The organism is Streptomyces sp. NPDC051109 (assembly GCF_044455885.1).
Taxonomy (GTDB): Bacteria; Actinomycetota; Actinomycetes; order Streptomycetales; family Streptomycetaceae; genus Streptomyces.
In genome coordinates, this window is the sequence record NZ_JBITFF010000012.1 from 155,404 (window position 1) to 181,511 (window position 26,108).

At 74.6% G+C, this 26,108-nt stretch carries 18 protein-coding genes; 12 read left to right on the forward strand and 6 right to left on the reverse strand.

Annotated elements, in window-relative coordinates:
• Positions 1-27: 27 nt before the first annotated feature.
• Both ACIBAD_RS22830 and serC read right to left on the reverse strand, forming a co-directional pair.
• The gene (locus ACIBAD_RS22830; RefSeq protein ID WP_398908182.1) at positions 28-3,204 is read right to left on the reverse strand and encodes a sacsin N-terminal ATP-binding-like domain-containing protein; all 3,177 of its coding nucleotides are present in this window, start codon (positions 3,202-3,204) and stop codon (positions 28-30) included.
• 594 nt (positions 3,205-3,798) lie between these two features.
• Entirely contained in the window at positions 3,799-4,920 is a 1,122-nt protein-coding gene (serC, locus tag ACIBAD_RS22835) for a phosphoserine transaminase (RefSeq protein ID WP_134073417.1), read from the reverse strand.
• Positions 4,921-5,005: 85 nt separating this feature from the next.
• Here serC and ACIBAD_RS22840 point away from each other — a divergent pair, with 85 nt between their 5' ends.
• Both ACIBAD_RS22840 and ACIBAD_RS22845 read left to right on the forward strand, forming a co-directional pair.
• Complete coding sequence (locus ACIBAD_RS22840; protein ID WP_398908183.1) at positions 5,006-7,810, forward strand: FAD-binding and (Fe-S)-binding domain-containing protein; 2,805 nt, start codon at positions 5,006-5,008, stop codon at positions 7,808-7,810.
• A gap of 47 nt (positions 7,811-7,857) precedes the next feature.
• The gene (locus ACIBAD_RS22845; RefSeq protein WP_398908184.1) at positions 7,858-8,799 is read left to right on the forward strand and encodes an EamA family transporter; all 942 of its coding nucleotides are present in this window, start codon (positions 7,858-7,860) and stop codon (positions 8,797-8,799) included.
• Between the two features lie 25 nt (positions 8,800-8,824).
• On the opposite strand, the gene ACIBAD_RS22850 is transcribed toward ACIBAD_RS22845, so the two are convergent.
• Entirely contained in the window at positions 8,825-9,802 is a 978-nt protein-coding gene (locus ACIBAD_RS22850; protein WP_134073420.1) for a YafY family protein, read from the reverse strand.
• A gap of 39 nt (positions 9,803-9,841) precedes the next feature.
• Here ACIBAD_RS22850 and ACIBAD_RS22855 point away from each other — a divergent pair, with 39 nt between their 5' ends.
• The gene (locus ACIBAD_RS22855; RefSeq protein WP_134073421.1) at positions 9,842-10,306 is read left to right on the forward strand and encodes a hypothetical protein; all 465 of its coding nucleotides are present in this window, start codon (positions 9,842-9,844) and stop codon (positions 10,304-10,306) included.
• Positions 10,307-10,384: 78 nt separating this feature from the next.
• Here ACIBAD_RS22855 and ACIBAD_RS22860 read toward each other — a convergent pair whose 3' ends face one another.
• Positions 10,385-11,998: an alpha/beta fold hydrolase gene (locus ACIBAD_RS22860; protein ID WP_398908185.1), complete on the reverse strand. Its 1,614-nt coding sequence runs from the start codon at positions 11,996-11,998 to the stop codon at positions 10,385-10,387.
• A 352-nt stretch (positions 11,999-12,350) separates the two neighbouring features.
• Here ACIBAD_RS22860 and ACIBAD_RS22865 point away from each other — a divergent pair, with 352 nt between their 5' ends.
• From ACIBAD_RS22865 to ACIBAD_RS22895, 7 genes are all read left to right on the forward strand, one after another.
• Positions 12,351-13,151, forward strand: coding sequence for a TIGR03084 family metal-binding protein (locus tag ACIBAD_RS22865; RefSeq protein WP_398908186.1), 801 nt, complete (start codon positions 12,351-12,353; stop codon positions 13,149-13,151).
• A gap of 95 nt (positions 13,152-13,246) precedes the next feature.
• Positions 13,247-14,923 (forward strand): acyclic terpene utilization AtuA family protein, encoded by a 1,677-nt coding sequence (locus ACIBAD_RS22870; protein WP_398908232.1) that lies wholly within the window; start codon positions 13,247-13,249, stop codon positions 14,921-14,923.
• Positions 14,920-16,518, forward strand: a complete 1,599-nt coding sequence (locus tag ACIBAD_RS22875; protein WP_398908187.1) for an acyl-CoA carboxylase subunit beta — start codon at positions 14,920-14,922, stop codon at positions 16,516-16,518. Before ACIBAD_RS22870 ends, ACIBAD_RS22875 begins: the two co-directional genes overlap by 4 nt.
• 8 nt (positions 16,519-16,526) lie before the next feature.
• Positions 16,527-18,575, forward strand: a complete 2,049-nt coding sequence (locus ACIBAD_RS22880; RefSeq protein ID WP_398908188.1) for a biotin carboxylase N-terminal domain-containing protein — start codon at positions 16,527-16,529, stop codon at positions 18,573-18,575.
• A complete protein-coding gene (locus ACIBAD_RS22885) occupies positions 18,572-19,744 on the forward strand; it encodes an acyl-CoA dehydrogenase family protein (RefSeq protein WP_398908189.1) in 1,173 nt (390 codons plus the stop codon). The genes ACIBAD_RS22880 and ACIBAD_RS22885 overlap by 4 nt, the downstream gene beginning before the upstream one ends.
• 163 nt (positions 19,745-19,907) lie before the next feature.
• Positions 19,908-20,645 carry an enoyl-CoA hydratase family protein gene (locus tag ACIBAD_RS22890; protein WP_398908190.1) on the forward strand — a complete coding sequence of 246 codons (738 nt, stop codon included), beginning with the start codon at positions 19,908-19,910 and terminating at the stop codon, positions 20,643-20,645.
• The gene (locus ACIBAD_RS22895) at positions 20,633-21,304 is read left to right on the forward strand and encodes a TetR/AcrR family transcriptional regulator (protein ID WP_398908192.1); all 672 of its coding nucleotides are present in this window, start codon (positions 20,633-20,635) and stop codon (positions 21,302-21,304) included. The genes ACIBAD_RS22890 and ACIBAD_RS22895 overlap by 13 nt, the downstream gene beginning before the upstream one ends.
• Positions 21,305-21,403: 99 nt before the next feature.
• Here the strand turns inward: ACIBAD_RS22895 and ACIBAD_RS22900 are convergent, their stop codons facing one another.
• Positions 21,404-22,510, reverse strand: coding sequence for a citrate synthase 2 (locus ACIBAD_RS22900; protein WP_134073438.1), 1,107 nt, complete (start codon positions 22,508-22,510; stop codon positions 21,404-21,406).
• Between the two features lie 200 nt (positions 22,511-22,710).
• Between ACIBAD_RS22900 and pdxH the strand changes: the two genes are divergently transcribed.
• Both pdxH and ACIBAD_RS22910 read left to right on the forward strand, forming a co-directional pair.
• Positions 22,711-23,373, forward strand: a complete 663-nt coding sequence (gene pdxH / locus ACIBAD_RS22905; protein ID WP_134073440.1) for a pyridoxamine 5'-phosphate oxidase — start codon at positions 22,711-22,713, stop codon at positions 23,371-23,373.
• Positions 23,374-23,762: 389 nt separating this feature from the next.
• Positions 23,763-25,094: a PAS domain-containing protein gene (locus ACIBAD_RS22910; protein WP_398908194.1), complete on the forward strand. Its 1,332-nt coding sequence runs from the start codon at positions 23,763-23,765 to the stop codon at positions 25,092-25,094.
• Positions 25,095-25,151: 57 nt separating this feature from the next.
• On the opposite strand, the gene ACIBAD_RS22915 is transcribed toward ACIBAD_RS22910, so the two are convergent.
• Positions 25,152-25,907, reverse strand: a complete 756-nt coding sequence (locus tag ACIBAD_RS22915) for an SIS domain-containing protein (protein WP_134073444.1) — start codon at positions 25,905-25,907, stop codon at positions 25,152-25,154.
• Positions 25,908-26,108: the final 201 nt, after the last annotated feature.

The window sequence follows — 26,108 nt, forward strand, 5'->3', positions numbered from 1 at the left end:
GCGGTGCCGGTACGGGTGCCGGGGCCGTCAGTCAAACCAGCGGTCGCGGGCCAGTTCCGGGGTGCGGGAGGGGTCTTCCAGGAGGGCGGCCACCTCGAAGCGGCGGGGCCACTGGGCCGCCGACCAGGCGAGGCCCGCGGCCACGCCCTCCAGGGTGGCGGCGTGCAGGGTGCCGTCCGGGGTGCGGCGCCAGTCGAGTTCCACCCCGTCGGCGATCAGCTCCTCGTGCTCCAGGTAGGTCGCCGGGGTCGAGGGGCCCAGGAGGATACGGACCGACTCCGGGACCTCGTGCTCCTCGCCCGGCGTCGTCACCTCCGCCGGGACCGTCTCCGACAGGCGCCGGACCTGGAGCAGCTCCGCCAGGTCCGCCGCGCGGGCCGGGGCCACCGGGAGCAGGGGCAGACCTTCGGCCAGGGGCAGGAGGTCCGGGGCGTCCGCGATCACGGCGTCCGCCGCGTCGACCACGACGATCTCGCCGTCCACCACCGCGCGCAGTTCGTCCGGGAGCGTGACCTGCTCGGGGTCCAGGTCGGCCAGGGCTCCGTACAGGGCGTGCAGCTGGCGGTCCGACACCTCGCGGTCCGGGTCGGCGAGCCGGCCCAGGAGTTCGGCGGCGCCTCCGGGTTCGTCCAGCAGGGCCGAGACGGTCGTGCGCACGCCGAGCGCCCGCAGGACCTGCTCGTCCTCGAAGCCCGTCGCGTCCGCCGGGGTGTAGAGGCCCGCCAGCAGCGGGTCGCCGCCCGCCGCGCGCAGGCCCGCCGGGCGGCGGCCGTCGAGCACCGGGTGGTCGCGCAGCCACCAGGCGGTGTACGGGCGCACCGACTGCGTGGTGCCGTCCGGCAGCAGCACCCGTACGGGCTGGGTCAGCGCGTCGCGCAGCGGCGGCTGCGCGAGCATGGCCAGGGCCTGGGGCCAGCAGTCGTCGTCGACGAGGTCGAGGTCGCGGACCGCGACGAGTTCCGTGGCCACGGGCGGCAGCGGGGTCTCGGGGAGCTGGTCCAGTACGTCCTCGCACCACACGTCCACCGCGTCGAGCAGCCCCGCGTCGTCGGGCTCGGCGAAGTCCCCTTCGCGCGGCTCCAGTTCGTCCGGGTCGAGGACCACGTCCGTCGCGCGGACCAGCTGGAAGGCGGCCAGCACCCCGCAGGCGGTCAGCGGCTGCGCGCCCCACCTGGCGGCCAGCTCGCCGTCCACGTAGGGGACTTCGTCCTCGCGGATCACCGAGGCCAGCGGCGAGCCCGGCAGCAGCAGCTCGCCCGCGGGCGTGAGCTCCCCGTCCTCGTCCGGCAGGGCCAGCGCCCCCAGCCACGGCTCGTCTCCCGGCGCCAGATCGGCGTCACGGACCAGGCCGAGGACCACCTCGGCCAGTTCGTCGGCGTCGAGGGCGTCCTCGTCCCAGATCTCCCCGGCGTCGAGGGAGGCGGCCACCGCGGCCCGGACCTGCGGGGTCGTCAGAACGGCGCGGGGCGTGGCCGGGAGGGCGCCGAGGCGCTCCAGCAGCGGGTGCGCGGCGTCCGGGTGCGCCACCTTCAGCCCCAGCCGGGCCAGGTCCTTCGGGGTGTCGGCGTCGGGCAGCAGTACGTGCCGCGGGCCGATCGTGGTCCGCCCGTCGGCCAGCGGCACCGGCAGGCCCGAGAGCCGGTCCGGGTCCACCCCGGCCAGGGTGTCGTACAGCCGGTGCCACCACTCCGGGCCGCGCTCGATGCCCGCGATCCGCTCGATGGCGTCGCCCAGCGGCAGCCGGCCCACGCCCAGCGTGCGCAGCTCGGGCCGGCGCTCCAGCCCGGCGGGCAGCAGCGTCGGCAGCACCTCGGACAGGACCCGTACGGTCTCGGCGCCCGCGCCCTCCACCACCTCGGCCTCGAAGGGGCGCAGGGCGGCCCGCTCCTCGGCGTGCTCGGCGTGCTCGGCCGGGGCCGCCGGGGCGAGGAACGCCGTACGCGGCAGCCGCTCCAGCACCGCCGCGCGCAGCGCCCCGTCCAGCGGGCCCTGGCCGAGCGGCCCGGGTACGAGGTCCACCAGGGCGGTGCTCACCGGGTCCCAGGAGCCCAGCAGTTCGGCGTACGCGTCGGCGGCCCGCTCCACCAGGAAGTCGGTCAGCGGTCCCGGCGCGGGGTGCCGGCGGGCGGTGTCCAGCGGCAGCGTCGCGATGAGCAGGGCGGGGATGCCCAGCGGCTCGTCGGTCGGGGTCGGCGCGTGTACGACGGGCGCGGTGGCCGGGCGTAGGGGAGCGCCCTCGGTGTCCACGGGGACGGCCCAGGACACCGTCCAGGTCGGCCGCAGCCGCTCCTCCACCGGGCGGTCGGCGAGCAGCGCCCGCTCGATGGGGCCGCTGTGGCGGACGGTGCGCCAGCGGCGGGTCGCGCCCTCGGCGCCCGCGGCTCCGGTGCCTGCGTCGGCGTCCTCGATGACGGTGTACGGGCCCTCGTCGCGGCGGCGCAGCGTGCGGATGCCCTCCTGCGGGGTCTCCACGACGATCTCGGCCAGCCCCGGCAGGGTCAGCAGCAGCGCGTCGTCGATGCCGCCCAGCAGCCGCTGCACCAGGTCCCCGGCCGCGGCGTCGCGCAGGGGGAGGACGACCACGGTGTCGTAGCCCTCGGGGGCGGTGCCCTCGGCGGGCAGCGGCAGCCGCAGCAGCGGGACGTGCCCGTCGCGGCGGCGCAGTTCGTCGCCGAGGCCGGGGCTGCCGTTGGAGGCGTCGCGGGCCAGCTCGCGGGCCTCGGCCAGAGACCAGCGGACACCGCCGTGGCGGCCGAGTACGGCGGGCTCGTCGGACACCGCGAGGACGGCCGCGAAGCCGACGCCGAAGCGGCCCACGGTGTCCGCGGAGCCGGTCGTGCGGGTCGACCCCGCGGGCTCCCGCTTCGCGGAGGCCCGCAGGGTGCTCAGCGACTCCACGCCCGTCGCGTCCAGCGGGGCACCGGTGTTGGCGACGGCCAGCACGCCGGGCCCGCCCTCGCCGGAGTGCAGGGTGAGGCGCAGCCGGCCGGGCACCTCGGCCCTGGCCGCGGCGTCGGCGGCGTTCTGCGCCAGCTCGACGACGAGGCGGTCGCGGTAGCCGCCGAGGGCCAGGTCCTCCTCGGCGTTGGCGTCCTCGCGGAAGCGGGCCGGACCCGCGCCCCAGGCGTCGAGCACCCCGCGCCGCAGCCGGGCCGTGCCGAAGGGGTCCGCGCCGCCCTGGGCCGCCGTCACTCGCACGCTCACGCCGCTGCCTCCATCTGTCCTGCGCTGCACCGCACCGCACTGCACCGCACTGCATCCACCGTATGCCGAATGCCGAGGCCCTGAAGGTATCGCGTGGCGGTCCCGCTCATCGGGGCGGCCGGGCGTGCGGCGGACCGCCGGACACCCCCTGGGCTGAGGCTGCCGCCACAGGTGATCAGCGCAGTTGGGCCGAGCCGTGGGTGTCCCCGAACACCTCGGCCGTGGGGAGGCCGTCCTTCCTGTACGTGTCCACCGCGCCGACGGCGAGGACGGCGGTGAGGGGCCCGGCGCCCGCCTCGGTGGAGAACGTGACGGTGTCGAACTCCCTGCCGCCCGCGAAGGCGTGCGCGCCGTGGCGGCCCGGCTTGACGTCCTCGGCGACGACCGCGGTCCCGGTCCGGGTGCCGGGGCCGTCGCCGAAGTCCCCGCGTAGGGGCCCGCAGGCCGCGCACCCGCCAAGGGGCCGCCGTGTGCAGGCGCTTTGCCCCGATTTTCGGGACTGAGGTCCTGGGGGATCCGGCGGCGGCGCGCAACGACGGAGCCCCCGGCGACACGGAGTCGCCAGGGGCTCGTACGGTGCCGGTCAGGGCGTGGTCAGAGCTGCTCGATCACGTGGTCGATGCACGCGGTCAGCGCCTGCACGTCCGCCGGGTCGATCGCCGGGAACATGGCGATGCGCAGCTGGTTGCGACCGAGCTTGCGGTACGGCTCGGTGTCCACGATGCCGTTGGCGCGCAGCACCTTGGCGACGGCGGCCGCGTCGATGTCGTCCGAGAAGTCGATCGTGCCGATGACGGCGGAGCGCTTGTCGGCGTCCACGACGAAGGGGCTGGCGTACTTCGACGCCTCGGCCCAGCCGTAGAGGTGGCGCGCGCTGGCCGCCGTACGGCCGGTCGTGAACTCCAGGCCGCCCTGGCTGTTCATCCACTCCAGCTGCTGGTTCAGCAGGAAGAGGGTGGACAGCGCCGGGGTGTTGTACGTCTGGTTCTTCAGCGAGTTGTCGATCGCCGTCGGCAGCGAGAAGAACTCCGGGATGTGCCGACTGCCGGAGGCGTGCACGCGCGCCGCGCGCTCCAGGGCCGCCGGGGAGAACGCCGCCAGCCACAGGCCGCCGTCGGAGGCGAAGGACTTCTGCGGGGCGAAGTAGTAGACGTCGCTCTCGGTGATGTCCACCGGCAGACCGCCGGCACCCGAGGTCGCATCCACCAGTACGAGTGAACCGGCATCGGCGCCCGCGACGCGCTTGACCGGCGCCGCCACACCCGTCGAGGTCTCGTTGTGCGTGTACGCGTACACGTCGATGCCCGCTTCGGCCACCGGCTCGGGGTGCGTGCCGGGCTCGGAGGAGATCACGGTCGGCTCGTCCAGCCACGGCGCGAGCTTCGCGGCCTTGGCGAACTTGGAGGAGAACTCCCCGAACGTCAGGTGCTGGGACTTGCGCTCGATGAGCCCGGCGGTCGCGATGTCCCAGAAGGCGGTGGAGCCGCCGTTGCCCAGGATCACCTCGTAGCCCTCGGGGAGGGAGAAGAGGTCCCGGATGCCGTCCCGTACCGAGCCGACCAGGTTCTTGACCGGGGCCTGGCGGTGGGAGGTTCCGAGCAGGGAGGTACCGGTGGCGGCGAGGGCGTCCAGCGCCTCGGTCCGCACCTTGGAGGGGCCCGCGCCGAAGCGTCCGTCGGCGGGCTTGATGTCAGCGGGAATCTGGATCTCGGCCACGAGCGGAGCGTATCCGGTCCCGGTCCACGCCTCGGAGGCGCGTCCACCCGGTGAGACGAGCCCGGCCGGTGGCAGGGTGGGGGCCGTGACGTCACCCGGGGAACTCGAACGGACATTGCGGGAGAACCTGCGCGGGGAGGTGGACTTCGGGGCCGCGGCCCGCGCCCTCGCGACGATGGACGCCTCGAACTACCGGCGGGTGCCGGTGGGGGTGGTCGCGCCGCGCGACGCCGAGGACGTGGCCGCCGCGCTGCGGATCTGCGCGGAGGCCGGCGTGCCGGTCGTCCCGCGCGGCGGCGGGACCTCGATCGCCGGACAGGCCACGGGCGTCGGGGTGGTGCTGGAGCTGACCCGGCACATGAACGCGCTGGTGTCCCTGGACCCGGCCGCCCGGACCGCCGTGGTCCAGCCGGGGCTGGTCCTCGACCGGCTGCGCGAGGCGGCCCGCCCGTACGGGCTGACCTTCGGCCCGGACCCTTCCACGCACTCCCGCTGCACGCTGGGCGGGATGATCGGCAACAACGCGTGCGGGGCCCACTCGGTGGCCTGGGGGACCACCGCGGACAACGTGGCGGAGCTGTCGGTCACGGCGTACGGGGGCGCGGCGCACCGGCTCGGGACGGGCTGGGCGGGAGCCCCGGCGGGTCTGCGGGAGCTGGTGTCGGAAAACCTGGCGGTGCTGCGTACGGGCCTGGCCGGCGGCTTCTCACGGCGGATCTCCGGATACGGCGGGCTGGACGCACTGCTGCCCGAGCGGGGTACGGAGGTGGCCCGGGCCTTCTGCGGGAGCGAGGGCACGCTCGGGGTGGTGACCGAGGCCGTCGTACGCCTGGTGGAGGCGCCGCGCGCGCCGGCGCTCGCGGTCCTCGGGTACGCGGACGAGGGTGCGGCGGCGGATGCGGCGGCCGGGCTGCTGGGGTTCGGGCCGCTGACGGTGGAGGGAATGGCGGCCGACCTGGTGGGCCCGGCTTCCGGGCTCCCCCGGGGCGGGGGGTGGCTGTTCGTCGAGATGCGGGACGAGGGGGCGGCGCGCTCGCTCGTACGGGCCGCCGACGCGGTGGACTCGGTCGTGGTCACGGACCCGGCGGCGCAGCGGGCGCTGTGGCGGATCCGTGAGGACGCGGCGGGCACGGCGACGCGGATGCCGGACGGCTCGATGGCGTGGCCGGGGTGGGAGGACTGCGCCGTGCCGCCGGCCCGGCTGGGGGCCTACCTGCGGGAGTTCCGGGCGCTGCTGGCCGGGCACGGGCTGCGGGGGACCCCGTACGGGCACTTCGGCGAGGGCTGCGTCCACGTACGCATCGACTTCGACCTGGCGTCGGAGGCGGGGATCGCCCGCTTCCGGGCGTTCTCCTCCGACCTGGCGGACCTGGTGGCCTCCCACGGCGGCTCGCTCTCCGGGGAGCACGGGGACGGGCAGGCGCGGGCGGAGCTCCTGCCGAGGATGTACGGGCCGGAGGTGATCCGGCTCTTCGGCGCGTACAAGGACGTGTGGGACCCGGCGGGCGGAATGAACCCCGGGATGCTGGTCCGCCCGGCCCGGTCGGACGAGAACCTGCGCTTCGCGGTGCTGCCGGCGACGCCCTTCGCGGGGGAGGTGGCCCGCTGCGTGGGCGTGGCGAAGTGCCGCTCGACCGCCGCGGCCGGCCCGGAGGTGATGTGCCCCTCGTACCGGGTCACGGGGGAGGAGCGGCACTCCACGCGCGGCCGGGCGAGGCTGCTGCACGAGATGCTGGCCGGGGAGATCGTGACGGACGGCTGGCGCTCGCGGGAGGTCGCGGAGGCGCTCGACCTCTGTCTGGCCTGCAAGGGCTGTCTCAGTGACTGCCCGGTGGGGGTGGACATGGCGTCGTACAAGGCGGAGTTCCTCCACCGCCACTGGGCGGGCCGCATCCGCCCCCTGGCCCACTACACGCTGGGCGGACTGCCCACGTGGCTCCGCCTGATCGCCGCGCTGCGGCTGGCACCCTTCGCGAACGCGGCCGTCCGCCACCTCCCGGTTCCGGGCCTGACGCGGGAACGCGCCCTCCCGCCGGCGGCCGCCGAGCCCTTCACCCGCTGGTGGCGGCGCACGGTCGGGGCGGCCGCGGCACCGCCGGGGCCGCGGAACCCGGGCCCGCCCCCGGCCCCGGCCCCGGCCGGCGTCACGCTCTGGCCGGACACGTTCACCGAGTACCTGTCCCCGCAGACCGGCAGGGCGGCCGTCACGGTCCTCCGGGCCGCCGGCCTGACCGTGTCCCTGCCCCCGAAGGGGGTCTGCTGCGGGCTCACCTACATCTCCACCGGCCGCCTCGACCGTGCCCGCACCGTCCTGCGCCGCACCCTCGACGCCGTGGGCGAGCCGCACGCCCCCCTCGTCGTCCTCGAACCCAGCTGCGCCGCCGCCCTCCGTACCGACCTCCCCGCCCTCCTCCCCGACGACCCCCGCGCGGAGCGCCTCGCCCGCGCCGTGCGGACCTTCGCCGAGACCCTGGAGGAGTACGCCCCGCACTGGCAGCCGCCCCGCCTGGACCGCCCCGCCGTCGGCCAGACGCACTGCCACCAGCACGCCGTCCTCGGCGACGCCGCCGACCGCCGGCTGCGCGAGCGCGCCGGCCTCGGCGGCGAGCTCAGCGGCGGCTGCTGCGGTCTCGCCGGGAACTTCGGCTTCGAGCCGGGCCACCAGGAGGTGTCCGCGGCCTGCGCCGGGGAACAGCTGCTCCCCGCCCTGCGCGCGGCACCGCCCGGGGCCGCGATCCTGGCGGACGGGTTCTCGTGCCGTACGCAGATCGACCAGCTCGCCGGGCTCCCCGGCGGGAGCCGGGCCCGCCACCTCGCCGAGCTGCTCGCGGAGGGGCTGGCGCGGGGTCCTGGGGAGGGCCCGGCGGGCGGCCCGGGGGGCGGCCTGTAAGCGAACACACGGCCGCATGGCCCTTACGCACCCCTTAGTCTGGATTAATGCCCGCAACCTCGCCCAAGTCCGACCACGCCCCGGCAGCCGCCGACCTCACGACGAACCCGGCACTCCCGACGACCGCCGGCCCGTCCCGTTTCGGCCCCGTCGCACTGGTCATCGCCGCGGGCATCTCGGTGCAGTTCGGCGCGGCCCTCGCCGTCATGATCATGCCGGCCGCGGGCGCGGCGGGCGTCGTCACGCTGCGGCTCGCGGCCGCCGCGCTGGTGCTGCTGCTCCTGTGCCGCCCGAAGGTCCGCGGCCACTCACGCGCCGACTGGGTCACGGTCGTCGCCTTCGGCATCGCCATGGCCGGTATGAACGGGCTCTTCTACCAGTCCATCGACCGGATCCCGCTCGGTCCGGCCGTCACCCTCGAAGTGCTCGGCCCCCTCGTCCTGTCGGTCGTCGTCTCGCGCCGCCTGGTCAGCCTGCTGTGGGCCGGCCTGGCCCTCGGCGGTGTCGTCCTGCTCGCCGGCCACGGCGGCGGCAGCGGCTTCGGCGGCCTCGACCTCCTCGGCGCGGCCTTCGCGCTCGGAGCGGGCGCGATGTGGGCGGCGTACATCGTGTTCAGCGCGCGCACGGGCCGCCGCTTCCCGCAGGCGGACGGGCTGGCCCTGGCCATGGCGGTGGCGGCGGTGCTCTCGCTCCCGCTGGGCGTGATCGAGGCCGGCTCCGCGCTCCTGGTGCCGAGCACGATGGCGCTGGGCCTCGGCGTCGCCGTCCTGTCCTCCGTCCTCCCGTACACCCTGGAGCTCCTGGCGCTGCGCCGCGTCCCCGCCCCGACGTTCGCGATCCTGATGAGCCTGGAACCGGCGATCGCGGCGACGGCCGGGTTCCTGCTCCTGGACCAGGCGATGTCGGCGATCGACGCGCTGGCGATCGCCCTGGTCATCGCGGCGAGCATGGGCGCGGTCCGCTCCCAGACCCGCAAGGCGGCCGCCTGACCGCCCGGCCGCAGCCGGCGACGGCTCAGGCGTAGCGGGACGTCATCGCCGCCAGGGTGGCCCGGATGCGGGCCCGCAGGGGCGGCGGGGAGAGGACCTCCGCTTCCGCGCCCAGGGCCAGGAACTGCTCCTCCGCCCGGGCGTGCGACTCGATCGGCAGCACCGCCCGGGTCCACCCCGCCCGTTCCGGATCCGGTGCGCCCCCGGCGGCCAAGGCCCGCGCCTGGGCCCCCGTCAGCCGCGCCGCGCCGCGCGGGGACAGACGGACCAGCGCCTCCTCCGGATGGAGCCGCGCATGGAACTCCTCCTGCGTCCTGCGCCAGTGCTCCGCCAGCTCGAAGCCCTCCGGCAGCAGGCACTCCCGAGCCGTCTCCCGCACCGACAGGATCTGGTCCACCCGGTACGTCCGCGGTTCCGCCGCACCCCCGCGCCCCTGCACCCCCGCCACCAGGTACCAGCGCCCCGCCTTCAGCACCAGCCCGTACGGCTCCAGCCGCCGGTCCACCTCCCGCGGTTCCTTCCACCGCCGGTAGCGGACCTCGATCTCCCGCCCCCGCCACACCGCGTCCGCGACCTGCGCCAGGTACGGGGTCTCCTCGTGCTCCGCGTACCAACCCGGCGCGTCCAGGTGGAACCGCAGCCTCATCCGGTCCGCCTGCTCCCGCAGCTCCGCCGGAAGCGCCGCCCGCAGCTTCAGCTGGGCCGCCGACAGGGCGCGCCCGAGCCCGAGTTCCGCCGCGGGCCCCGGCATTCCGGTCAGGAACAGTGCCTCCGCCTCGCCCGTGCTGAGCCCGGTCAGCCGGGTCCGGTAGCCGGCCAGCAGCTGGTAGCCGCCGCTGTGCCCGGCGTCCCCGTACAGCGGGACGCCCGCCGCGGCCAGCGCCTCCGCGTCGCGGTAGACCGTGCGTACGGACACCTCCAGTTCCTCCGCGAGCTCGGCGGCGGTCATCCGCCCCCGGGTCTGGAGCAGCAGCAGGATCGACAGCAGGCGGCTCGATTTCACTGACACAGGATGTCAGCGAAGCGGTCCTACGGTCCTCGCATGAACGACTTCGACTTTCTCCTCGGCACCTGGGACGTCACCAACCGCCGGCGCCTCGACTTCCTCGACCCGGACGGCGAGTGGGAGGAGTTCCCGGCCGTCTCCCGGGCGTCCCGGCACTTCGACGGCGCCGCGAGCTTCGACGAGATCGAGTTCCCGACCGAGGGCTACGCCGGTCTGACGCTGCGCCTGTACGACCCGGAGCGGGAGCAGTGGTCCCTGTACTGGGCGAGCCGCCGCACCGGAACCCTCTTCCCGCCGGTCACCGGCCGCTTCACGGACGGCGTCGGCGTCTTCGAGGGCGAGGACACGTACGCCGGCAAGGCGGTCGGCGTCCGGTTCGTGTGGTCGGGGACCGCCTCCGGCTCCCCCCGCTGGGAGCAGTTCTTCTCACTCGACGGGGGCGCGAGCTGGATCCACAACTGGACGATGGACTTTCGCCCCCGTTCCCGCCCCCGCCCCTGAGGCCGCACCCCCGCCCCGCCGGCCACGGGGGTGCTCGGCGGGGCGGGCGCGACCGGCGGGGGAGGCCCCGCCCGGCCGTCAGCCCAGCGGCAGGTCCAGGTAGGACGGCGTGGCCTCCGGGGAGGTGAAGGCCAGCGTCGAACGCGGCAGGTTGGCGTCCCCGTAGAAGGGGTCGCGGGCGTCGATCACCAGCATCAGCCGGTGTCCGCGCGGGACGTCGTACGCCGTCGCCTGCAGCTCGATGTCGGCGCTGACCAGACTGTCGGGCGCCGAGTCGAGGTCCGCGTACGGGGCGTGCGTGACGATGTGCCCCGTACCGTCGGGCCCCACCGCGAGCAGGTACGCGACGAACGAGGAGTCGGGGTTCGCGGCCCGGTACGTGACGCGGAGCCGCGGCGTGCCCCGCAGCCGGGCGGTCTCCGCTTCCGGGTCCGCCGTCCAGACCGCGGCGACGGTGCGGTCGATGTCGCCGGTCCGGTAGGCCTTCGGGCGGCCCGCGATCTCGTCGTACCCGGAGAGCACGATCTCGTCGGCGACGGTCGCCGGGGTGTCCACCCCGCACAGCACGCCCGCGCTCCAGCCGGCCTCGGGCCGCTCGGTGAGTTCCCCGCCGCTCACCAGGTGCAGCCGGCGCACCTGTTCGGTGACGGAGTCCCAGGTGGGGCGGGGTTCCAGGGTCCGGCCCCACATGACCTCGCTGAGCACCTGGCCCTCGTCGCCGATGCCGTTGTCGATCCCCCTCAGATGGTGGTCGAACCAGCGGTGGGCGTTCGTCCAGATCCGGTTGGGCAGGCCGATCATGCCCGTCATCTCGGGCCCGGAGTGGTCGCCGATGGAGAGGTCGAGGCGCTTGGGCCCGGTGAGCTCGTTGAACAGCCTCAGCGTCTGGTTGCCGGGGAAGAGGGTCTCGTGCCAGGCGTGCGAGAAGTACACGGGCACCTGGCGCCGGTTGAGCTCCTTGATGTGGGTGAACGGCGAGCGCTGCTCCGCCCAGCGCAGGGTCCCCTGGACGTCACGGTTGGCCAGGACGTTCTCGAACACGCTCTGGGTCTGCGGGCTCAGCCGGGCCTTCGAGGCCGCCTTGAGCAGCGCCTCGACAGCGGCCACGTGCCGGGTCCGGTTCTCGTAGAAGGCCTCGCCGAGGTCGCCCCAGGTGCTGAGCGCGACGACCGCGTCCACGCGCGTGTCGTGCGCGGCGACGAGCTGACCGATGCCGGAGCCGTACGAGTCCCCCAGGAAGCCGATCTTCGTGACCGGGCCGGCGGTGCGCTCGACGAGGTGGTCCAGGGCCCGGCTGCCGTCGGCGACGTCGAGCGGACCGGCCACGTCGACCTGCCCCTCGGATCCGCCGAAACCGCGGGCGCTGTAGGCGAGGACGTTGTAACCGCGGGCCGCGAAGACGCTGGCCTGGACCGCATACGGGAGCCAGCCGTGGTTCGTCCACGGTGAGGGCATCACGATCACCGGCCGCGGCTGGGCCCCGTTGTGCCGCCACAGCGCGGCGTCGAGCAGGTCCCCGTCGGAGCCGGCGACCTTGACCCGGCTGAAGACGGCGACGGACCGGGCGTCGGCGACCGCTGCGGCGCGGGCGGGGGCGAGGCCGGTGACGTCGCCGGTTTCGAGGGCGGCGACGAATGCGGTGAGGGCGGTCGCGTCGAGTTCCGGATAGAGCGAGAAAGCGGCTGAGATCACGTCGGTTCATCCTCTTCGTCGGGTGACGTTCGGCGAGTGACTTCTTCGAGTGCCTGCTTCGCGAGTGCCTTCGGCGCGGGGGGACTTCGCGGGGGAAGCGTTCAGTATCGGGGCGACATCGGCCGGGTTCCGCCGCTTTCCGGCGTACGGCCTGAATCGCCCCCTCCGGGCCCGCGGCGGCCGTACCCGCCGACCAGCGCCGGGCCGGCGTCGAACATCAAATCGCCGTTCGTCCAAGCCGGTTGGCGGCGGTGGCGCGAAGGGGACGCTCGGCGGCCAAATCATGCAAGCATGCTTGCTTGTTTTGCCCGCGGCTGCCAGTCTTCCCCTCACGCCGAAAGGGGAGCCCGCCGTGCTCGATCCGTCAGCTGCCGCCGTCTTCGCCGATCTGCGCGAGGAAGGCCTCGCGCTCGAAACCCTGGTACGGGACCTGCCCGGCGCCGGATGGGCCGGGCCCACCCCCGCGACCGGCTGGACCGTCGCCCACCAGATCGCCCACCTGCACTGGACCGACCGGGCCGCGCTGGTCTCCCTCACCGACCCCGAGGGCTTCGCCGCCCTGGTCGAGGAGGCGGTCAAGGCCCCCGAATCCTTCGTGGACGAGGGCGCGGCGGAGGGCGCCGCACTGCCGCCCGCCGAGCTGCTGGCCCGCTGGCGGGCCGGGCGCACCGCTCTCGACGAGGCGCTCGCCGCGGCCTCGCCCGACGCCCGCTTCCCCTGGTACGGGCCGCCGATGAAGGCCGCCTCCATGGCCAGTGCCCGCCTCATGGAGACCTGGGCGCACGGCCAGGACGTCGCCGACGCCCTCGGCGTGCGCCGCACCCCGACCGCACGGCTGCGGCACGTGGCGCGGATCGGAGTACGGGCCCGCGACTACGCGTTCGCGGTCCGGGGACTGCCCGCGCCCGCCGGGGAGTTCAGGGTGGAACTCGTACCGCCGGACGGCGGGGAGCCCTGGGCCTACGGGCCGCAGGACGCGGCGGACCGGATCACCGGCCCGGCACTCGACTTCTGCCTGCTGGTGACCCAGCGGGCCCACCGCGAGGACCTGGCCCTGACGGCCGCCGGCCCGGACGCCGACCGCTGGCTGGACATCGCCCAGGCCTTCGCGGGACCGGCGGGCCCCGGCCGCGCACCGGGGGCGGCCCGGTGAGCGGCGGCCGCGGCGCGGACGCGGGCCCCCGCCGGCCGCTGCGCATCGGCAACGCCTCGGGGTTCTACGGGGACCGCTTCAGCGCCTTCGAGGAGATGCTGACCGGCGGGCCGCTGGACGTGCTGACCGGCGACTACCTCGCCGAGCTGACCATGCTGATCCTGGGCCGCGACCGGCTGAAGACCCCGGACTTCGGCTACGCCAAGACCTTCCTGCGGCAGTTGGAGGAGGGCCTGGGCCTCGCGCGCGAGCGGGGAGTGCGGATCGTCGCCAACGCGGGCGGCCTGAACCCGGCGGGACTGGCCGACGCGATCCGCCGGCTCGCCGCCGAGACCGGGCTGCCGGTGTCGGTCGCCCATGTCGAGGGCGACGACCTGATGCCGTTCGCGGAGGGCGCGCTGACCGCGAACGCCTACCTGGGCGGCGCCGGCATCACGGCCTGCCTGCGGGCGGGCGCGGACGTGGTCGTCACCGGCCGGGTCACCGACGCGGCCCTGGTCAGCGGGTCGGCGGCCTGGTGGTTCGACTGGGCGCCGGACGACCACGACCGGCTGGCGGGGGCGGTGGTGGCGGGGCACGTCCTGGAGTGCGGGACCCAGGCCACCGGCGGCAACTACGCCTTCTTCACGGCGCACGACGTCCGCCGCCCCGGGTTCCCGCTGGCGGAGATCGCGCAGGACGGCTCCTCGGTGATCACGAAGCACCCGGGCACGGGCGGGGTCGTCTCGGCGGGCACGGTGACGGCCCAACTCCTGTACGAAACCCAGGGTCCCCGCTACCTCGGCCCGGACGTCACGGCCCGCCTGGACACGGTTCGGCTGTCGGACCTCGGCGCCGACCGCGTGGCGATCACGGGCGTCCTGGGGGAGCCCCCGCCCCCCACCCTCAAAGTGGGGGTGACCCGCATCGGCGGCTGGCGCAACGAGGTGGTCTTCGTCCTGACGGGCTTGGACATCGAGGAGAAGGCGGCGCTGGTACAGGCGCAGTTGGCCGACGCCCTCTCCCCAGTGGCCACGGCGGACTGGACACTGGCCCGCACGGACCACGAGGACGCCGGGACGGAGGAGACGGCGAGCGCCCTCCTGCGCCTGGTGGTCCGCGACCCGTCGCCGGACCGGGTGGGCCGCGCCCTCACCTCGGAGGCCATCGAACTGGCCCTGGCCAGCTATCCGGGATTCCACGTGACGTCCCCGCCGGGCCCGGCCCAGCCGTACGGCGTCTTCACGTCCTCGGCCGTCCCCGCGACCTCGGTCCCCCACGTGGCGGTCCTCCCCGACGGCACCCGCCTCGCGATCCCGGCCCGTCCGGGCGTGCCGGCCCGTCCGGAGTCCGGGGACCCGGGAGTGCCCCCGGTGGCGGCACCCGCCCGCCCCGCACCGTCGCAGGCGCCGGCGGGGCAGCCCACCCGCCGGGTGCCCCTCGGCACGCTGATCGGCGCCCGCAGCGGCGACAAGGGCGGCGACGCCAACATCGGCGTCTGGGTCGAACGCGACGACGCCTGGGAGTGGCTCCGCACCACCCTCACCGTCGAGACCCTCCAGGCCCTGCTCCCCGAGACGGCGGGCCTCCCCGTCACCCGGCACGAACTGCCCAACCTCCGCGCGCTCAACTTCACCATCGCCGGAATCCTCGGCGCCGGCGTCGCCTCCGCCCACCGCTTCGACCCCCAGGCCAAGGCCCTCGGGGAGTGGCTGCGCGCCCGGCACGCCGACGTTCCCGCCCACCTCCTGCCGACCCGCCTCCCGCTCACCCCGGAGGGGACCGCCCCATGACCCGCCTCACCACCACCGTCGACCCCCACGCCCCCGACTACCTCGCCCACCACGCGGCAGCCACCGCCCGCCTCGCCGAGCTGGACGCCGAGCACGGCAAGGCCCTCCTCGGCGGCGGCGAGAAGTACACGGCCCGCCACAAGGACCGCGGCAAGCTCCTCGCCCGCGAGCGCATCGAGCTGCTCCTCGACCCGGACACCCCGTTCCTGGAGCTGTCCCCGCTCGCCGCCTGGGGCAGCGACTACCCCGTCGGCGCCTCCATGGTCACCGGCATCGGCACGGTCGAGGGCGTCGAGTGCCTGGTCACCGCCAACGACCCCACCGTCCGCGGCGGCGCCTCCAACCCCTGGACGCTCAAGAAGGCCCTCCGGGCCAACGAGATCGCCCGGCAGAACCACCTCCCGTGCATCAGCCTCGTCGAGTCCGGCGGCGCCGATCTCCCCTCCCAGAAGGAGATCTTCATCCCGGGCGGCGCGATCTTCCGCGACCTGACCCGGCTCTCGGCCGCAGGCATCCCCACCGTCGCCGTGGTCTTCGGGAACTCCACCGCGGGAGGCGCGTACATCCCGGGGATGTCCGACCACACCATCATGATCAAGGACCGCTCCAAGGTGTTCCTCGGCGGTCCGCCGCTCGTCAAGATGGCCACCGGCGAGGAGAGCGACGACGAGTCCCTCGGCGGAGCCGACATGCACGCCCGCACCTCCGGACTCGCCGACTACTACGCCCTCGACGAGCACGACGCGATCCGCCAGGCCCGCCGCGTCGTCGCCCGCCTGAACCACCGCAAGCACCATCCCGATCCGCAGCCCGCCGAGGAGCCCGCGTACGACCCGGAAGAACTCCTCGGCATCGTCCCCGCCGACCTCAAGACCCCCTTCGACCCCCGCGAGGTCATCGCCCGCATCGTCGACGGCTCCGACTTCGACGAGTTCAAGCCCCTCTACGGCACCAGCCTGGTCACCGGCTGGGCGACCCTCCACGGCTACCCCGTCGGCATCCTCGCCAACGCCCAGGGCGTGCTGTTCAGCGCCGAGTCGCAGAAGGCCGCCCAGTTCATCCAGCTCGCCAACCAGCGAGACATCCCGCTCCTCTTCCTCCACAACACCACCGGCTACATGGTCGGCAAGGAGTACGAGCAGGGCGGCATCGTCAAGCACGGCTCCATGATGATCAACGCGGTCTCCAACTCCCGCGTCCCCCACCTCTCCGTCCTCATCGGCGCCAGCTACGGAGCCGGCCACTACGGCATGTGCGGCCGCGCCTACGAGCCCCGCTTCCTCTTCGCCTGGCCCAGCGCCAAATCCGCCGTCATGGGCCCGGCCCAGCTCGCCGGGGTGCTCTCCATCGTGGCCCGGCAGTCGGCCGCCGCGAAGGGGCAGCCGTACGACGAGGAGGCCGACGCCGGGATGCGCGCCTTCGTGGAGGCGCAGATCGAGTCCGAGTCCCTGCCGATGTTCCTCTCGGGGCGGCTGTACGACGACGGCGTCATCGACCCGCGCGACACCCGTACCGTCCTCGGCCTGTGCCTGTCGGCCGTCCACAACGCCCCCGTCGAGGGCGCCCGCGGCGGCTTCGGCGTCTTCCGGATGTGAGCCCGCACATGACCCAGCAGCCCCTGACCCAGCAGCCCCTGACCCAGCAGCCCCTGACCCAGCAGCCCCTGACCCGGCGCCCTTTGACCTCCCTCCTCGTCGCCAACCGCGGCGAGATCGCCGTACGGATCTTCCGCACCGCCCGCGCCCTCGGCCTCTCCACCGTCGCCGTGCACTCCGACCCCGACACCGACGCCCTGCACGTACGGGAGGCCGACGCGGCCGTGCGCCTCCCCGGCGCCGCCCCCGCCGACACCTACCTGCGCGGCGACCTCGTCATCAAGGCCGCCCTCGCCGCCGGCGCGGACGCCGTCCACCCCGGCTACGGGTTCCTCTCCGAGAACGCCGGCTTCGCCCGCGAGGTCGCCGCCGCCGGACTCGCCTGGATCGGCCCGCCGCCCGAGGCCATCGAGGCCATGGCCTCCAAGACGCGGGCCAAGGAGCTGATGCGCGCCGCCGGGGTCCCGCTCCTCGACCCCGTCGACCCCGCGGCCGCCACCGCCGCCGACCTGCCCCTCCTGCTCAAGGCCGCCGCGGGCGGCGGCGGGCGCGGCATGCGCGTCGTACGCGATCTCGACACCCTCAAGGAGTCCCTCGACGCCGCCTCCGCCGAGGCGGCCTCCGCCTTCGGCGACGGGGAGGTCTTCGCCGAGCCCTACGTCGAACGCGGCCGCCACGTCGAGGTCCAGATCCTCGCCGACTCCCACGGCACCGTCTGGGCGCTCGGCACCCGCGACTGCTCCCTCCAGCGGCGCCACCAGAAGGTCATCGAGGAGGCCCCGGCACCCGCCCTGCCGGACAGCCTGCGCGAGAACCTCCATGCGGCCGCGGTGGCCGCCGCCCGCGCGGTCTCCTACGAGGGCGCGGGGACCGTCGAGTTCCTCGTCGCCGCCGACGGGCGCCCGTACTTCCTGGAGATGAACACCCGCCTCCAGGTGGAACACCCCGTCACCGAGGCCGTCTTCGGCCTCGACCTCGTCGCCCTGCAACTGCGCGTCGCCGAGGGCGCAGCCCTGCCGCTGACGCCCCCCGAGCCCGCCGGGCACGCCGTCGAAGCCCGCCTGTACGCCGAGGACCCCGCCCAGGACTGGCGCCCCCAGACCGGTGTCCTGCACACCCTGGCCGTCCCGGGTCAGGTCCGCGTGGACACCGGCTTCGCCGACGGGGACACCGTCGGCGTCCACTACGACGCGATGCTCGCCAAGGTCGTCGCCCACGCCCCCACCCGGGCCGAGGCCGTCCGCGCCCTGGCCCACGCCCTGGCCGGAGCCCGCATCCACGGGCTCACCACCAACCGCGAGCTCCTCGTACGCTCCCTGCGGCACCCGGAGTTCGCCGAGGCGCGGCTCGACACCGGGTTCTACGAGCGCCACCTGGGCTCCCTCACCGAAGGCGGCCCGGACGCCTCCCTGGCCGCCCTCGCAGCCGCCCTCGCCGAGGCCGCGCCCGCCCCGGACGCCTCGCTCGCCACCCGCCTCGGCGGCTGGCGCAACCTCCGCTCCCAGCCGCAGATCCGCCGCTACACCGCGGCCGGCACCACCTACGAGGTCCGCTACCGGCCCACCCGCAGCGGCCCCCCGGAGCTCGTGGACCATCCCGGCGTTCGAGTCCTGGCAGCCGAACCCGGTCGCGTCACCCTCGAAGTCGACGGCGTCCGCCGGATGTTCCACGTGAAACGCACATCGAACACCAAGGGTGCCGGGGCCGGAGCGGAAGAAATCTACGTCGACTCTCCCCCTGCCTTCCGCGGGGGGACCCCCACGCTCGGCGCACACGCCCTCACCGCCGTCCCCCGGTTCGCCGATCCCCAGGACCGCACCGAACCCGGCTCCCTGCTCGCCCCCATGCCCGGCACCGTGGTCCGCGTCGCCGAGGGCCTCGCCCCCGGCGCCGCCGTCACCGCCGGGCAGCCCCTGCTCTGGCTGGAGGCCATGAAGATGGAGCACCGCATCGTCTCGCCCGCCTCCGGCACGCTCACCGCGCTCCACGCCACCCTCGGCCACCAGGTCGAGTTCGGCGCCCTGCTCGCCGTAGTCCAGGAGGAAACGCCAGCATGAGCCCCGCCACCAGCACCGTCGTCGAGACCGAGGAACACCGGGCCCTGCGCGCCGCCGTCGCCGCACTCGGGCAGCGGTACGGACGCGAGTACCTCTCCCGCGTCGCACGCGAGGGCGGCCACCCCGACGAGCTGTGGGCCGACGCCGCCAAGCTCGGCTACCTCGGGGTCAGCCTCCCCGAGGAGTACGGCGGCGGAGGCGGCGGCATCGCCGAACTCTCCATCGTCCTGGAGGAACTGGGCGCCGCGGGCTGCCCCCTGCTGATGATGGTCGTCTCCCCCGCCATCTGCGGCACGGTCTTCTCCCGCTTCGGCACCGAGGCCCAGAAGCGGGCCTGGCTCCCCGGCCTCGCCGACGGCAGCCGCACCATGGCCTTCGGGATCACCGAGCCCGACGCCGGCTCCAACTCCCACCGCATCACCACCACCGCCCGCCGCGACGGTGACGAGTGGGTGCTGACCGGACGCAAGGTCTTCATCTCCGGCGTGGACATCGCCGACGCCACGCTCATCGTGGGGCGCACCGAGGACGCGCGCACCGGGAGCCTCAAGCCCTGCCTGTTCATCGTCCCGCGCGACACCCCGGGCTTCTCGCGCTCCGTCATAGACATGGAACTCCATGCCGCGGAAAAGCAGTTCGAACTGACCTTGGACGAGGTCCGGCTGCCGGCCGACGCCCTGGTGGGCGACGAGGACGCGGGCCTGCTCCAACTCTTCGCCGGCCTCAACCCCGAACGCATCATGACGGCCGCCTTCGCCATCGGAATGGGCCGCTACGCCCTCGCCAGGGCCGTGGACTACGCGAAGACCCGCCAGGTCTGGAAGGAGGCGATCGGCGCCCACCAGGCCATCGCCCACCCCCTCGCGGCGGCCCACATCGACCTCGAACTCGCCCGCCTGATGATGCAGAAGGCGGCCCACCTGTACGACGCGGGCGACGACATGGGAGCCGGCGAGGCCGCGAACATGGCCAAGTACGCGGCCGCCGAAGCCTGCGTGAAGGCCGTGGACCAGTCCGTCCACACCCTCGGCGGCAACGGCCTCACCCGCGAATACGGGCTGGCCGCCCTGATCACCGCTTCCCGCGTCTCCCGCATCGCCCCGGTCAGCCGCGAGATGATCCTGAACTTCGTCTCCCACCAGACCCTGGGCCTGCCCAAGTCTTACTAACCTGGGCGGCTGGAGCTCCCGGCACCGCCCGCGGCCACACCCCGACCCCGTCTGCACCGGCACCGGCACCGCCCCCGGCACCGGCGCCCGGGGCCCGCCGGGGCGCAAAGCCGCACGGCCGCAGGAGCCGCCCAAGATCCGCACAACCTCCGGAGGACATGGCATGACCCGCCCCGTCGGCGCCGCGCGAGCGCTCGGCCTCACCACCCTCACGCTCGACTCCCCGGCCAACCGCAACGCGCTCTCCGCGGACCTCGTCGGCGAACTGCGCGCGGCCCTCGCCGCGGCGGCGGCGGACCCGCAGGCGCGGGCGATCCTCCTGACCCACACCGGCACCACGTTCTGCGCCGGGGCCGACCTCAAGTCCCCCTGCGACCCGGCCGACTTCCTCGCCCTGCTCCGCGAGATCGCCGAACTCCCCAAGCCGGTCGTGGCCCGCGTCACCGGACACGTCCGGGCCGGCGGCCTCGGCCTCCTCGGCGTCTGCGACGTCGCGGCCGCCGGGCCCGCCTCCACGTACGCCTTCACCGAGACCCACCTCGGCGTGGTCCCGGCCGTGATCTCCGCGCCGCTGCTCCCGCGCCTGGACCCGCGCGCCGCGGCCCGGTACTTCCTGACCGCCGAGGCCTTCGACGCCGCCGAAGCCGCCCGGATCGGCCTGCTCACCCTGCACGGCGAGGACGTGGACCAGGTCCTCGCCCCCGTCCTCGCGGGCCTGCGCAAGGCCGGGCCGGAGGCCCTCGCCGCCACCAAGGAACTGCTCACCGCCCCGGTGCGGGCCGTCCTGGCCGCCGAGGGCTCCGCGCTCACCGAGCTGTCCGCACACCACTTCGCCTCAGCGGAGGCCCGCGAGGGCATCACCGCCCGCTTCGAACGCCGGGACCCGTCATGGGCCCTGTGACCGACGCCGGGACCGCGTCCGACGCCGGGATCGCGCCGGACGCCGGAGCCGCGTCCGACGCCGGACCCGCGCCCGAGTCCCAGCCCGGGCCCAAGCAGGCCCGCAGCCGCGTCACCCGCCGCCACCTCCTGGAGGCGGCCGTCGCCTGCCTCGCCGAACAGGGCTGGGCCGGCTCCACCGTCTCCGTCGTCGCCGAACGAGCCGGGGTCTCCCGCGGCGCGGCCCAGTACCACTTCCCGACGCGCGAGGACCTGTTCACCGCCGCCGTCGCGTACGTCTCCGAGGAGCGGTCCGCCGCCCTGCGCGACCTCTTCCAGGCCGGCCCCGCCGCCCGCCCCGCGGTGGTCGAGGCGATCGTCGACCTCTATACCGGAGCCCTCTTCCGCGCCGCCCTCCAGCTGTGGGTCGCCGCCTCCAACGAGGAGCAGCTGCGCCCCCAGGTCACCGAACTGGAGGCCCGCGTGGGCCGCGAGACCCACCGCATCGCCGTGGAACTCCTCGGCGCGGACGAGTCCGTGCCCGGAGTGCGCGAGACCGTGCAGGGCCTCCTCGACATGGCCCGGGGACTCGGTCTGGCCAACGTCCTCACCGACGACACGGCCCGCCGCGCCCGCGTGGTCGCCCAGTGGTCCCGCATCCTGGACGCCGCCCTCGGCTGAGGCCGGGAACCCCCGGAACACCGTGGGCGTCGCCTCCCGCGCATACGGGAGGCGACGCCCTGACCGGCGTACGAGACGTACGAGGCGTACGGAGGAGACTCAGGCCGTGTCGGCGATGTCGGCGTACCCCTCGATGTCGCGCGGGTCGCGCCGCCCCGGGCCGATGTAGCGCGCCGACGGCCGCACCAGGCGGCCCGTGCGCTTCTGCTCCAAAATGTGCGCCGACCAGCCGGCGGTCCGGGCGCAGGTGAACATCGAGGTGAACATGTGCGCCGGGACCTCCGCGAAGTCCAGCATGATCGCGGCCCAGAACTCCACGTTCGTGGCGAGCACCCGGTCGGGGCGGCGCGCGTGCAGCTCCTCCAGCGCGGCCTTCTCCAGGGCGGCGGCCACCTCGTAGCGCGGCGCGTCCAGCTCCTTGGCGGTACGCCGCAGCACGCGGGCGCGCGGGTCCTCGGCCCGGTACACGCGGTGCCCGAAGCCCATCAGCCGCTCGCCCTTGTCCAGGGCCTTCTTCACGTACGCCACGGCGTCACCGGTGCGCTCGATCTCCTCGATCATGCCGAGGACGCGGGACGGCGCACCGCCGTGCAGCGGCCCGGACATGGCGCCGACCGCGCCGGACAGCGCGGCGGCCACGTCCGCACCGGTCGAGGCGATCACGCGCGCGGTGAACGTCGAGGCGTTCATGCCGTGCTCGGCGGCCGAGGTCCAGTACGCGTCGACGGCCTTGACGTGCTTCGGGTCGGGCTCGCCGCGCCAGCGGATCATGAACCGCTCGACCACGGACTCGGCCTTGTCGATCTCGCTCTGCGGCACCATCGGCCGGCCCTGACCGCGCGCGGACTGGGCCACGTACGACAGGGCCATCACGGCGGCGCGCGCGAGGTTGTCGCGGGCGGTCCGCTCGTCGATGTCGAGCAGCGGTTTCAGACCCCACACGGGGGCGAGCATGGCGAGGGCGGACTGCACGTCGACGCGGATGTCACCGGAGTGCACGGGGATCGGGAAGGGCTCGGCGGCGGGCAGGCCGGGGTTGAACGCCCCGTCGACCAGCAGGCCCCAGACGTTGCCGAACGAGACGTGCCCGACGAGATCCTCGATGTCGACGCCGCGGTAGCGGAGCGATCCGCCTTCCTTGTCCGGTTCGGCGATCTCGGTCTCGAACGCGACGACCCCTTCGAGCCCGGGTACGAAGTCGGACATCAGGCGGCTCCTCAGATAGTGCGAACACGCGCGGCTCCCGGCGTGACTCGCGGTCCGGCGCGGTCATCCCCGTTGATGCCCGGCACGGCCGTCGGTCACCCGCGTGGGGACCTCCGGACCGGCCCCAAGATTTTGGCTGTTCAGGCTGGCAGGCGGAAGCGTGACATACGGCACACTGCCGCGAGCACTCCTGCGGCAGGATGGCACGCGTGACCGACCAGGACATTGACCCCGCCACGATGCGCAAGCAGTACCGCTCGGAGATCGTCCACGAGGACGGCCTCGCCGAGGACCCCATGCGGCAGTTCGCCGAGTGGTTCCAGCAGGCCGCCGACTCGCACCTCTTCGAACCCAACGCGATGGTCGTCTCGACCGCGACCGCGGATGGCCGCCCCAGTTCCCGCACGGTGCTGCTGAAGCAGTTCGACGAGCGGGGATTCGTCTTCTACACCAACTACGGCTCGCGCAAGGGCCGCGAGATCGACGCGAACCCGCACGTCGCGCTGCTCTTCCCCTGGCACCCCATCGCCCGCCAGGTCATCGTCACCGGCACGGCCTCGCGGATCGGCCGCGACGAGACGGCGGCGTACTTCCGCTCCCGCCCGCACGGCTCGCAGCTGGGTGCCTGGGCGAGCGAGCAGTCCCGGGTGATCGGCTCCCGCGCCGAGCTGGACCGCCGCTACGCCGAGCTCGCGGAGCGCTATCCGGAGGGCGAGCAGGTCCCGGTCCCGCCCGAGTGGGGCGGCGTCCGGGTCGTCCCCGACGGGATCGAGTTCTGGCAGGGCCACGAGAACCGCCTCCACGACCGGCTGCACTACGTACTGGAGGACGGCAAGTGGCGCCTGGAGCGCCTCTGCCCGTAGGCGCACCCCCGCCGGAGGCCCTCGTCCCCCCCGACCACGCAGACGACCCGCGAGCTCGGGTTTCTCTCCTGCAGTGAGAGAAGCCGGCCGGACGTACCGGCGAGCTCGCGGGTCGGGTGACTGCTTGGGATTGGCGCCTGGCTACCCGCCGGGCACCGCACTGGGTGCGTGCGACGACGGGCCCTTAGCCCGCAGCCACCTCACGCGTCCGGTTTCCGTACATTTCGGGAACCACCTCCCTTCTCGTGTAAGGCAGAGCCTAGAACTGCTCCCCGGGGTCCTCAAGTGATTTATTTCGGGGCGATTCGGGGAATGCGGTGTGGGCTGCGTCACGTTCCAGTTGAATGATCTGACGTGCCGCACACGCGAACACCTGCAGGGGGTGCCAGGTGAGTGCTTCCGGACGTGGTGAGACCACCGACGATCTGCTCGCAGCGCTGCTCGACGGGATGGACGCCGCCTTGTGCGCGTTCGACGCCGACGGCGTGATCACGCACTGGAACCGCGAGGCCGAGCGGATCCTCGGCTGGAGCGCCGCCGAGGCGGTCGGACGCAAGGGCTTCGCCGGGTGGGCCGTACGCGCCGCCGACGCGCAGGACGTGGAGGAGCGGCTCATGGCCGCCCAGGACGTGGCCGGGCGGCAGGTGCACGAGTTCGCGCTGCTGACCAAGGAAGGCGGGCGGGTGCTCGTGCGGACCCAGTCCGCCGGGGTGCCGGGGGCGGACGGGAAGCCCGCCGGGGTGTACTGCGCCTTCAGCGAGGTGCACGCCCAGATCGACCTGGAGCGGTCCATCGCGCTGAGCGAGGCGCTGATGGACGACGCCTCCTGGGGTGTCGTCCTCGTCGACGTGGACTTGCGGCCCGCCGTGGTCAACGCGCACGCCGCCCGCGCCTTCGGCTCGGGGCGCACCGCCCTGCTCGGCCGGCCCCTCGGGGAGCTGCTCGCCCAGGGCGTCGAGGAGCTGGAGGGGGCGTTGCAGCACGTGCTCGCCGAGGGGTCGCCGCCGGCGCCCATGGAGCTGTGGGTGTCGGTGCGGACGCCGGAGGGGGTGCGGCGGCGGTGCTGGCGGTCCGGGTTCCTGCGGCTGGGCTCCCCGCTGGCGGAGGAGCCGGTCCCGCTCGGGGTCGGCTGGCTGTTCCAGGACATCACCGAGGCCCGGCAGGCCGCGCTGGACACGGCGCAGCTGCGGTTCCGCGCCGGCCAGCTGCACCGCTCGGGCCGGGCGGCCGCCGAGTGCGAGGACCCGGCCGAGGCGGCCGCCGTACGGCTGGACTTCGCGCTCGCCGGATTCGCCGAGCACGCCCTGCTCGACGTACTGGAGCAGTCGGGCGACCCGGACCGGCGCAGGCTCGTACGCATGGCGGCGTCGCCGCCGCTGCTGCCGGGGGAGGAGGCGATCCCGGCCCGGTACGCGCCCGGGCACCCGGCGCTCCAGGCGCTGGACCGGATCGGCTCGGTCCGTACGAGCGCTCCGCGCGGGGAGGCGGCCGGGAGCTGGGCGCGGGAGCGGCAGTGGCCGCAGGACGCGGCGCACGTGCTGTGCACGGTGCTGCGCAGCCGCGGGCGGACCGTGGGGGCGCTGACCTTCGTACGGGCCGCTTCGCGGGCGGCCTTCGAGCAGGCGGACGCGGCGTACGCGGAGGAGGTGGCGGCCCGGGTGGCGGCCGACCTGGACCTGGCGGCGTGGCCGGGGCCGGCCCGGGACGAGGGCGCCCCTTGAGCCGTGTCCTTCGGATCGGGCCGGATCCGAGGGACCCGGCCCGGGGCGCGGGAGGTCTCAGTGGCGGAAGAAGATCCGGTCGCCGTACTCCTTGAGGACGCGGCCGTTCCATTCGTGGCCTCCGTCCACGTTGCCCGAGCGCAGCAGCGGGGGCTCCAGGCCGCGGGCGGCGAGCTCGCCGGCCGCCGCCGCCATCACGGCCTGCATGATCGCGCTGGTCACGACGGTGGAGGCGGGTGCGAACGGCGCGTCGATGCCGTCGAGGCTCAGCTCGGCGTCGCCGACCGCGATCTTGCTGTCGAGGACGATGTCGCAGTGGTCCTTGAGGAAGGTGCCGGAGACGTGCCGCGACTTGGTCCCCGTCGCGTACGCCACGGAGGTCACGCCGATCACCTTGAGGCCGATGGCGCGGGCGTTCATGGCCATCTCGACCGGCAGCGCGTTGCGCCCGGAGAGGGAGATGATCACGAGGACGTCGCCGTCGGTGGCCGGGCTGCTGTCGAGGACGGCCCCGGCGAGGCCGTCGACGCGCTCCAGGGCGCTGCCCAGGGTGGCCGGCATGACGTCGATCCCGACGGTTCCGGGGACGGCGAGGAAGTTCACCAGCGCGAGCCCGCCGGCCCGGTAGACCACGTCCTGCGCGGGCAGCGAGGAGTGTCCGGCGCCGAAGGCGAAGAGCCGGTTCCCGGCGGCGACGGCGTCGGCGATGACGGCGCCGGCCTCGGCGATCTGCGCGGCCTCCTCGTCCCGCACCCGCTCCAGGAGTCCGATCGCGGCGTCGAGGAACCGACCGGCCAGCTTGCTCTCGCTCATACGCCGAAGGCCCTTCCAGAGGTGGGGTTCGTCCGTGTCCGCCGCTCACCGTGCGGTCTGGACCAAGGGCGTGTCAATACGGACGTCAATCCCGGGGCCCGGTCGCCCGGGGCTGTCCTGGGCGGGGCTTGACGTCCGGCACGGGACGGTTGTCGGCGCGATGCGTCAGAATTGGGTGCAGGGCCAGCGCACGATATCCGA